Below are 7,894 nucleotides of genomic sequence, written 5' to 3'. Positions count from 1 at the left end.
GAGTACTCCGGGTTCTTCACCCCGGTCGACGCCCACAGAGCGCGCTGCGGCCGCGCCCCGGCGGCGGCGAGCTGCTCGAACCGGGCACCCGACTCGAACGCCCGGCGGTACGCCGCGTACGCCAGGCGGGCGTTGGCGACGCCGGCCTTACCGCGCAGCGCGAGGGCCTCGGGGGTGCCGATGGCCTCGAGCCGCGCGTCGATCTCGGTGTCGACGCGGGAGACGAAGAACGAGGCCACCGAGTGGATCGTCGACAGGTCGTGGCCGGCCGACTTGGCGGCGGTCAGGCCGTCGAGGTAGGCCTCGATGACCCGCTCGTAGCGCTCGACCGAGAAGATCAGCGTCACGTTCACGCTGATGCCCTCGCCGATCACGCGGGCGATGGCGGGCAGGCCGGCCACCGTCGCGGGGATCTTGATGAGCAGGTTGGGGCGGTCCACGATGCGCCACAGCTCGATCGCCTGCTGCACGGTCGCGTCGGTGGAATGCGCCAGCCGCGGGTCGACCTCGATGGAGACGCGGCCGTCGACGCCGCCGGTGGCCTCGAACACCGGGGCCAGGACGTCGCACGCGGCGCGCACGTCGTCGGTGGTGACGGTGCGGATGGTGGTGTCCACGTCGGCGCCGGCCAGGGCGAGCTCACGGACCTGGGCGTCGTAGACGTGACCCTTGCTGAGCGCGGCCTGGAAGATCGACGGGTTGGTGGTCACGCCCACCACGCTGCGGGTGGCGATCAGCTCGGCAAGGTTGCCGGACTCGATGCGGTCCCGGGAGAGGTCGTCGAGCCACACGGACACACCGGCGGCCGAGAGCTGGGCGAGGTTCTCGTTCTGGGTTACCTGCTGGGTCATCGGGATCATCCCTTCACTCGGGTCAGCGAGCGGCGGGCGGCGTCGACGACGGCCTCGGCGGTGATGCCGAACTCGCGGAACAGGGTCTTGTGGTCGGCGGAGGCGCCGAAGTGCTCGAGCGAAACGGCCTCACCGGCGTCGCCGAGCAGGCGGTACCACGGCATCGCCAGGCCGGCCTCGACGGAGACGCGGGCACGCACCGCCGGCGGCAGCACCGCGTCGCGGTACGCCTGGTCCTGCTCGAGGAACCAGTCGAGGACCGGCACCGACACCACGCGGGTGGGGACGCCGTCGGCCTCGAGGACCTCGCGGGCCGCGACGGCGAGCTGCAACTCCGAGCCGGTGCCGAGCAGCACCACCTCCGGGGTGCCGCTCGACGCCTCGGCCAGCACGTACGCGCCGCGGGCCAGGCCCTCGGCGGCCTTCTCGCGGGTGCCCTCCAGCACCGGCACGTCCTGGCGGGTCAGGGCCAGGGCGGTCGGGCCGGTCTTGTTCTCCAGCGCGGCGGCCCACGCGAACGAGGTCTCGTTCGCGTCGCCGGGGCGGATCACGGCCAGGTTGGGGATGGCGCGCAGCGCCGTGAGGTGCTCGACCGGCTGGTGCGTCGGGCCGTCCTCGCCGAGGCCGATCGAGTCGTGGGTCCACACGTAGATCGCCGGGGTCTGCATGAGCGCGGCGAGCCGCACCGCGGGACGCATGTAGTCGCTGAACACCAGGAAGGTGCCGCCGTAGGGGCGGGTCGGGCCGTGCAGGGCGATGCCGTTGAGGATCGAACCCATCGCGTGCTCGCGCACGCCGAAGTGCAGCGTCCGCCCGTACGGCTGGGCGTTCCAGTCCTTCGTGGAGATCGACACCGGGCCGAACGAATCCGAGCCGGGGATCGTGGTGTTGTTCGAGCCCGCCAGGTCCGCCGAACCGCCCCACAGCTCGGGCAGCACCGGACCGAGCGCGGCGAGGGCGCTGCCGGACGCCTTGCGGGTGGCCGGGCCCTTGGCGGCCGGCTCGTAGGTGGGCAGCACCTCGGTCCAGCCGGCCGGGAAGTCCCCGGACTGCAACCGGTCGAACAGCTCCTTGCGCTGCGGCTCCCGGCCCGCCCACGCGTCGAACTCGGCCTGCCATGCGGTGCGGGCCGCCGCGCCGCGCTCGACGACGGCGCGGGTGTGCTCGATCACGGCCGGGTCGACGTCGAAGTGCTTGGCGGGGTCGAAGCCGAGGGCGGTCTTGACGGCGGCGACCTCGTCGGCGCCGAGGGCGGCGCCGTGCACGTCGCCAGTGTTCATCTTGGTCGGCGCCGGGTAGCCGATGATGGTGCGCAGCACGACGAGCGACGGCTTGTCGGTGACGGCCTTGGCGGCCTCGACGGCGTCGAGGATCGCGGTGACGTTCTCGCCGCCCTCGACGGTCTGCACGTGCCAGCCGTACGCCTCGTAGCGCTTGGCGACGTCCTCACCGAGCGCGATCGCCGTGTCGTGCTCGATGGAGATCTTGTTGTCGTCGTAGAAGACGATCAGGTTGCCGAGCTGCTGCACGCCTGCGAGGGACGAGGCCTCCGACGTCACGCCCTCCTCGATGTCGCCGTCGGAGGCGAGGACGTAGACGTGGTGGTCGAACGGGCTCGCGCCGGTCGCCGCGTCCGGGTCGAACAGGCCGCGTTCGCGGCGCGCCGCCATCGCCATGCCCACGGCGGAGGCCAGGCCCTGCCCGAGCGGGCCGGTGGTCATCTCCACCCCCGCGGTGTGCCCGAACTCGGGGTGGCCGGGGGTCTTCGAACCCCACGTGCGCAGCGCCTCGAGGTCGGCGAGCTCGAGCCCGTAGCCCGACAGGTACAGCTGGATGTAGAGGGTCAGGCTCGAGTGCCCGCACGAGAGCACGAACCGGTCCCGTCCCACCCAGTGCGGGTCTGTCGGGTCGTGCCGCATCACCCTCTGGAACAGCGTGTAGGCCACCGGGGCCAGGCTCATCGCCGTGCCGGGGTGTCCGTTACCCACCTTCTGGACCGCGTCGGCGGCGAGCACGCGGGCGGTGTCGACGGCCTTGGTGTCGAGGTCGGTCCAGTCGGCGGGGTGCACTGCCTGGGTGAGAGAGCGGATCTCGTCTGTGATCGACACGAGCAGAAGTCTCCTGACATGGGTATACGGGGAGCGTGCGGGCGCGAAAGCCTCGAGCGCCCCTCCAGAGTAATGTGCTGCGCTTTGCGGGTCGATTCGGTCCGGGCCTGCGCGACGTCTACCATCGTTCGTAGTAGGGCGACGGCGAGCGAAGGTGCGTAATCGCGTGGTGCAAGGAGACAGGGTGCGGACAGGGCAACGGCCGGGAGGACACGGCTTCGGCGCCCCCGAGACACCCCGGGCGCCTCGCCCCGACACGGTGTGGGGACGCGTTTCGGGCACGGTGCTCGCCTATATCGCGCTGACCAAGCCGCGCGTGATCGAGCTGCTGCTGGTGGCGACCATCCCGGCGATGCTCTTCGCCGACCGCGGCGAGGTCGACCTGGTGCTCATCCTGAGCACCCTGTTCGGCGGGTGGATGGGCGCGGCCAGCGCGAATGCGCTGAACTGTGTCGTCGACGCCGACATCGACAAGGTGATGAAACGGACGGCGCTGCGGCCGCTGGCCCGGCAGGCCGTCCCGACCCGGCACGCGTTCGTGTTCGGCATGGTGCTCGGCGTCGTGTCGTTCCTGTGGCTGTGGTGGCGGGCGAACCTGCTCGCCGGCCTGCTCGTCGTTGCCACGATCGCCTTCTACGTGCTGGTCTACACGATGGTCCTCAAGCGCAGGACCTGGCAGAACGTGGTGTGGGGCGGAGCCGCCGGGTGCATGCCGGTGATGGTCGGCTGGGCCGCGGTCACCGGCTCGCTGAGCTGGGAACCGATCGTGCTGTTCCTGGTGATCTTCTTCTGGACGCCGCCGCACACGTGGGCCCTGGCGATGCGCTACAAGGAGGACTACAAGGCCGCCGGCGTGCCCATGCTGCCCGTGATCGCGAGCGAGCAGCACGTCACCAAGCAGATCCTGCTCTACACGTGGGCGACCGTCCTGGCGACGCTGGTGCTCGTGCCGGCCGCCGGCCTGGTGTACGCGGTGGTGACCGTCGCCGCGGGCGCGTGGTTCCTGCTCGTCGCGCACCAGCTGTACCGCAGCGTCCGGGGCGGAGCGGCGGTCAAGCCGCTCAAGCTGTTCCTGCAGTCCAACAACTACCTCGCCCTGGTGTGCCTGGGCCTGGCCGTGGACTCGGTGCTCGACCTGCGCACCGTCGCCTCGTTCTTCTGATCCGCGTCAGCGTCCGCGCCGGGGCCGAGCGAATGTATCGTCCGCTGCCGCTGAGCGACGGAACGATACATTCGCTCGGGGCGGGCCTCAGGGGACCAGCACAATCGAGCCGGTCGTGCGGCGGGCCTCGAGGTCCCGGTGTGCCTGCTCCGCTTGCGCGAGCGGGTACCGGGCGCCGACACGGACGGTCAGGGTGCCGTCGGCGACGGCGGCGAACACGTCGCCCGCCCGCCACATCAGCTCCTCGCGCGTTCGCACGTGGTGCGCGAGGGTGGGGCGGGTGACGTACAGCGAGCCGGCCGGGTTGAGTCGCTGCAGGTCGAACGGCGGCACCGGGCCGCTGGCGGCGCCGAACAGCGCCAGCGTGCCGCGGATGCGCAGCGATGCGAGCGACGACTCGAACGTGGCGGCGCCGACCCCGTCGTAGACGGCCGCGACGCCCTCCCCGCCGGTGAGGTCACGGACCCGCTCGGCGAGGTCGTCGGTGTAGCGCAGCACCTCGGCCGCGCCCGCCTCCCGCGACAGGGTCTCCTTCTCGTCGGTGGAGACGGTCGTGATCACCCGCACGTCCTTCGCGGCGGCGAGCTGGGTGAGCAGCAGGCCCACGCCGCCGGCGCCCGCGTGCACCAGCACCGTCTCGCCGGGCTGCGCCGGATACGTCGAATTCAGCAGGTAGTGCGCGGTCATGCCCTGGAGCAGCGCCGACGCGGCCTGCTCGGCGGGAACGGGGTCGGGCACCGGTACGGCCACCGCCGCCGGCACGAGCACCTGTTCCGCGTAGGAACCGTCGGCCGACGCCCAGCTCACCCGGTCGCCGACCCCCACGTCGGCCACGCCCTCACCCACCGCGACGACGCGGCCGGTGCCCTCGGTCCCGGGGACGTACGGCAGCTCCCGCGGGTACAGCCCGGTGCGGAAGTAGGTGTCGATGAAGTTGATGCCCACGGCGTCGGTCCGTACCAGCAGCTGACCTGGGCCGGGCTCGGGAGCCGGGAGGTCGACGAGGGTGAGCACCTCGGGGCCGCCGAACCGTGCCACTTCGATTGCGCGCATGCGTTCACAGTATTCTGCAGGCATGAGCGCCGATACTCAGGTCGTGGCCGCACCGGCCGACATCGTGAAGTCCTTCCGCAGCTTCGTCGCCGCGCACGGCGGCTCCGCCAAGGCGGTGCTGCAGCCGGTCGCGCGGGGCGCGGTGCGCATCACCCTCGTCGCCGAGGACGGGGTGCTCGGCGACCGGGTGGTGCGGGATCTCGCCACCGCGCACGCCGTGGTCGAGGCGTTGCCGGACGTCACCGTCTCGGAGTGGGACCGGGAGGTGACCAGCATCGCGACCCCGCAGCAGGGCCACTGGAAGAAGATGGCCGGCTGGGTGGCCAACCAGACCCGGTTCCCGCGGGCGCGCAACGAGCGCTGACCGATCCTCGTACGGCTCCGGGGGCCGCCCGCCACGGGCGGCCCCCGGAGCCGTTTCGCCGTATCGCGTGCGCCGGCGTCAGACGGTGACCGGTTCGCGGACCGGTTCGGTGGTGCGGACCCGCCCGGCCGCCCACACCGCCGCCGTGGCGGCCGTGCACAGCCCGGCACCGGCGACGTGCACGGCGACGAGTGCGGCGGGCACGTCGGTGAAGTACTGCACGACCCCGACCAGGGCCTGGGCGACGACGAGGGCGAGCAGCACGTGCAGGCGCTTCTTCACCGGATGGGGGGCGGCGACGGCGTACAGCGCGAAGGCCAGGCCGACGAGCAGGCCGAGGTATCCGACGAGCAGCTCGGCGTGCAGGTGCACCAGCGACTCGATGTCCATCTCGAGGCGCGGCACCGGCCTGTCGGCGCTCTTGTCGCCGGCGTGCGGGCCGGCGCCGGTGACCATCGTGCCCGCGACGAGCACCCCGGCGAGCAGCGCAGCGGACAGGGCGGTGAGGGTCCGCAGCGGGCGGGGGATCGTCTCCACGACCACCCCGTCGTCGGGCTCGCCGACCTTCGCGTACAGCAGCACCGCGAGCCACACCATCAGCATCGACGCCAGCAGGTGCACCGCCACGGTCCACCAGGCCAGGCCGGCGAGCACGGTGATGCCGCCGATGACGGCCTGCAGGACGGTGCCGGCGGGCATCAGCCAGGCATAGGTGAGGACCTCGCGGCGGCGCCGGGCGCGGGTCACGGCCAGCACGACCGCCGCGGCGGAGGCGACGACGACGAAGGTCAGCAGCCGGTTGCCGAATTCGACGACCTGGTGCAGGGTGGCGACCTCCTCGGACACGCCGACGGGCACGAAGCTGCCCGGGAAGCACTGCGGCCAGGTGGGGCACCCCAGGCCGGACGCGGTCACGCGGACGATCGACCCGGTCACGGCGATACCGCCCTGAGTCAGGATTGCGATCAGCGCGAGCAGCCGCTGGGTCCGCAGGGACGGCAGGGGCAGACGGTCGACAAGGCTCAGAAAGCCGCGATACAGCACATGACGATGGTACGGGCCGGTCCACTACAGGCTGTAGTGGGGTGGGGTGCCGGGTCAGACGAAGCGGAACAGCCGGCTCGCCAGGAAGCCGCCGACGGCCGCCCACGCGCCGAGGATCGCGACGGCCAGCCAGTCGATGCTGCCGCGCAGCGCGTCGTCGAGGGCGAGGGCGAGGGCCCCCGACGGAACCAGGCGGGCCACGTGCACCACCGCCTCGTGCAGGCCGTCGCCGGCGAGGACGACGCTGCCGATGCCGAGCAGCACGAACCAGATGATGTTGGCCAGGGCCAGCACGATCTCGGCGCGCAGCGTGCCGCCGAGCAGCAGGCCCAGCGTCGCGAACGTCACGGTCCCCAGCGCGATGACGACGGCCCCGAGGAGCAGCCCGACCGGCTCGGGGCGCCAGCCGAGGGCGAGGCCGATGCCGCCCAGCAGAATCGATTGCAGCGCCACGACGAGCGCGACCGCGCCGCTCTTGCCTGCGATGATGCCCCACTTCGGCAGCGCGGTGGCGCCGAGTCTTTTCAATGCACCGTATCTGCGGTCGAATCCGACCGCGATCGCCTGCCCGGTGAACGCCGTGGACATCACCGCGACCGTCATCACGGCCGGCAGGACCCGGTCGACCCGGGTGGCGCCGAGGTCGCCGATCGGGAGCAGGGTGAGCCCGATCAGCAGGGTGATCGGGATGAACATCGTCAGCAGCAGCTGCTCGCCGTTGCGCAGCAGCAGCAGCAGTTCCATGCGGGTCTGCGCGGCGAGCATCGCCGCCGGGGCGTTCGGCCGGGGCCGCGGGCTGAAGGTGCCGGGGGCGAACCGGTTGGCCGCCAGCCGCTCGTGCGACATGCTCATCCTCGGATCTCCCGTCCGGTCAGGTCCAGGAACACGTCCTCGAGGCTGCGCTGGTCCACCCGGATCTCGCTGGCCAGGACGCCCTGGTCCGCGCACCACGACGCGGCCACCGCGACGACCTGCGGATCGATGGGGCCCTCCACCAGGTACCGGCCGGGACCGGCCTCGCGCACCCGGAACGTGTCCGGCAGGGCGGCGCGCAGGGGAGCGAGGTCCAGACCCGCGGCGGCGGTGAGCCACAACTGGCCCTCCGCGCCGGTGCGGGCGACCTCGGCGGGGGTACCGGCGGCCACGATCCGGCCGTGATCGATGATGACGACCTCGTCGGCGAGCTCCTCGGCCTCGTCCATCAGGTGCGTGGTGAGCAGCACCGCGACTCCGTCGCGCCGCAGGGCGTCGATCAGTTCCCAGACCAGCAACCGCGCCTGCGCGTCCAGACCGGCGGTCGGCTCGTCGAGGA

The 7,894-nt window shown here is 72.2% G+C and carries 7 protein-coding genes and 1 pseudogene; 2 read left to right on the top strand and 6 right to left on the bottom strand.

What is annotated here, in order from left to right:
* Both tal and tkt read right to left on the bottom strand, forming a co-directional pair.
* On the bottom strand, positions 1–851 hold an 851-nt coding region (gene tal, locus AIIKEEIJ_RS09855; RefSeq protein ID WP_161995549.1), incomplete at its 3' end, for a transaldolase.
* 5 nt (positions 852–856) lie between these two features.
* Positions 857–2,959, bottom strand: a complete 2,103-nt coding sequence (tkt, locus tag AIIKEEIJ_RS09850; protein WP_161995548.1) for a transketolase — start codon at positions 2,957–2,959, stop codon at positions 857–859.
* A 184-nt stretch (positions 2,960–3,143) separates the two neighbouring features.
* Between tkt and AIIKEEIJ_RS09845 the strand changes: the two genes are divergently transcribed.
* Positions 3,144–4,121 carry a heme o synthase gene (locus AIIKEEIJ_RS09845; RefSeq protein ID WP_050035221.1) on the top strand — a complete coding sequence of 326 codons (978 nt, stop codon included), beginning with the start codon at positions 3,144–3,146 and terminating at the stop codon, positions 4,119–4,121.
* Positions 4,122–4,208: 87 nt separating this feature from the next.
* Here the strand turns inward: AIIKEEIJ_RS09845 and AIIKEEIJ_RS09840 are convergent, their stop codons facing one another.
* Positions 4,209–5,174 carry a quinone oxidoreductase family protein gene (locus AIIKEEIJ_RS09840; protein WP_006936604.1) on the bottom strand — a complete coding sequence of 322 codons (966 nt, stop codon included), beginning with the start codon at positions 5,172–5,174 and terminating at the stop codon, positions 4,209–4,211.
* A gap of 22 nt (positions 5,175–5,196) precedes the next feature.
* Between AIIKEEIJ_RS09840 and AIIKEEIJ_RS09835 the strand changes: the two genes are divergently transcribed.
* Positions 5,197–5,538 carry a hypothetical protein gene (locus tag AIIKEEIJ_RS09835; RefSeq protein ID WP_029543642.1) on the top strand — a complete coding sequence of 114 codons (342 nt, stop codon included), beginning with the start codon at positions 5,197–5,199 and terminating at the stop codon, positions 5,536–5,538.
* A gap of 78 nt (positions 5,539–5,616) precedes the next feature.
* Here AIIKEEIJ_RS09835 and AIIKEEIJ_RS09830 read toward each other — a convergent pair whose 3' ends face one another.
* From AIIKEEIJ_RS09830 to AIIKEEIJ_RS09820, 3 genes and pseudogenes are all read right to left on the bottom strand, one after another.
* Positions 5,617–6,582, bottom strand: coding sequence for a COX15/CtaA family protein (locus AIIKEEIJ_RS09830; protein WP_006939252.1), 966 nt, complete (start codon positions 6,580–6,582; stop codon positions 5,617–5,619).
* Positions 6,583–6,636: 54 nt separating this feature from the next.
* The gene (locus AIIKEEIJ_RS09825) at positions 6,637–7,434 is read right to left on the bottom strand and encodes an ABC transporter permease (protein WP_044476100.1); all 798 of its coding nucleotides are present in this window, start codon (positions 7,432–7,434) and stop codon (positions 6,637–6,639) included.
* Positions 7,431–7,894 (bottom strand): annotated as a pseudogene (locus tag AIIKEEIJ_RS09820) (ABC transporter ATP-binding protein); the annotation flags it as partial. The gene AIIKEEIJ_RS09825 and the pseudogene AIIKEEIJ_RS09820, both read right to left, overlap by 4 nt.

Source organism: Rhodococcus sp. YH1, from assembly GCF_009939605.1.
Taxonomy (GTDB): domain Bacteria; phylum Actinomycetota; class Actinomycetes; order Mycobacteriales; family Mycobacteriaceae; genus Rhodococcus; species Rhodococcus aetherivorans.
This window is presented reverse-complemented; position numbering and strand designations above follow the sequence as displayed.

Coding starts and splice junctions, on each gene's coding strand:
- AIIKEEIJ_RS09840 (WP_006936604.1), bottom strand. CDS start 5,174: ATGCGCGCAATCGAAGTGGCACGGTTCGGCGGCCCCGAGGTGCTCACC.
- AIIKEEIJ_RS09835 (WP_029543642.1), top strand. CDS start 5,197: ATGAGCGCCGATACTCAGGTCGTGGCCGCACCGGCCGACATCGTGAAG.
- AIIKEEIJ_RS09825 (WP_044476100.1), bottom strand. CDS start 7,434: ATGAGCATGTCGCACGAGCGGCTGGCGGCCAACCGGTTCGCCCCCGGC.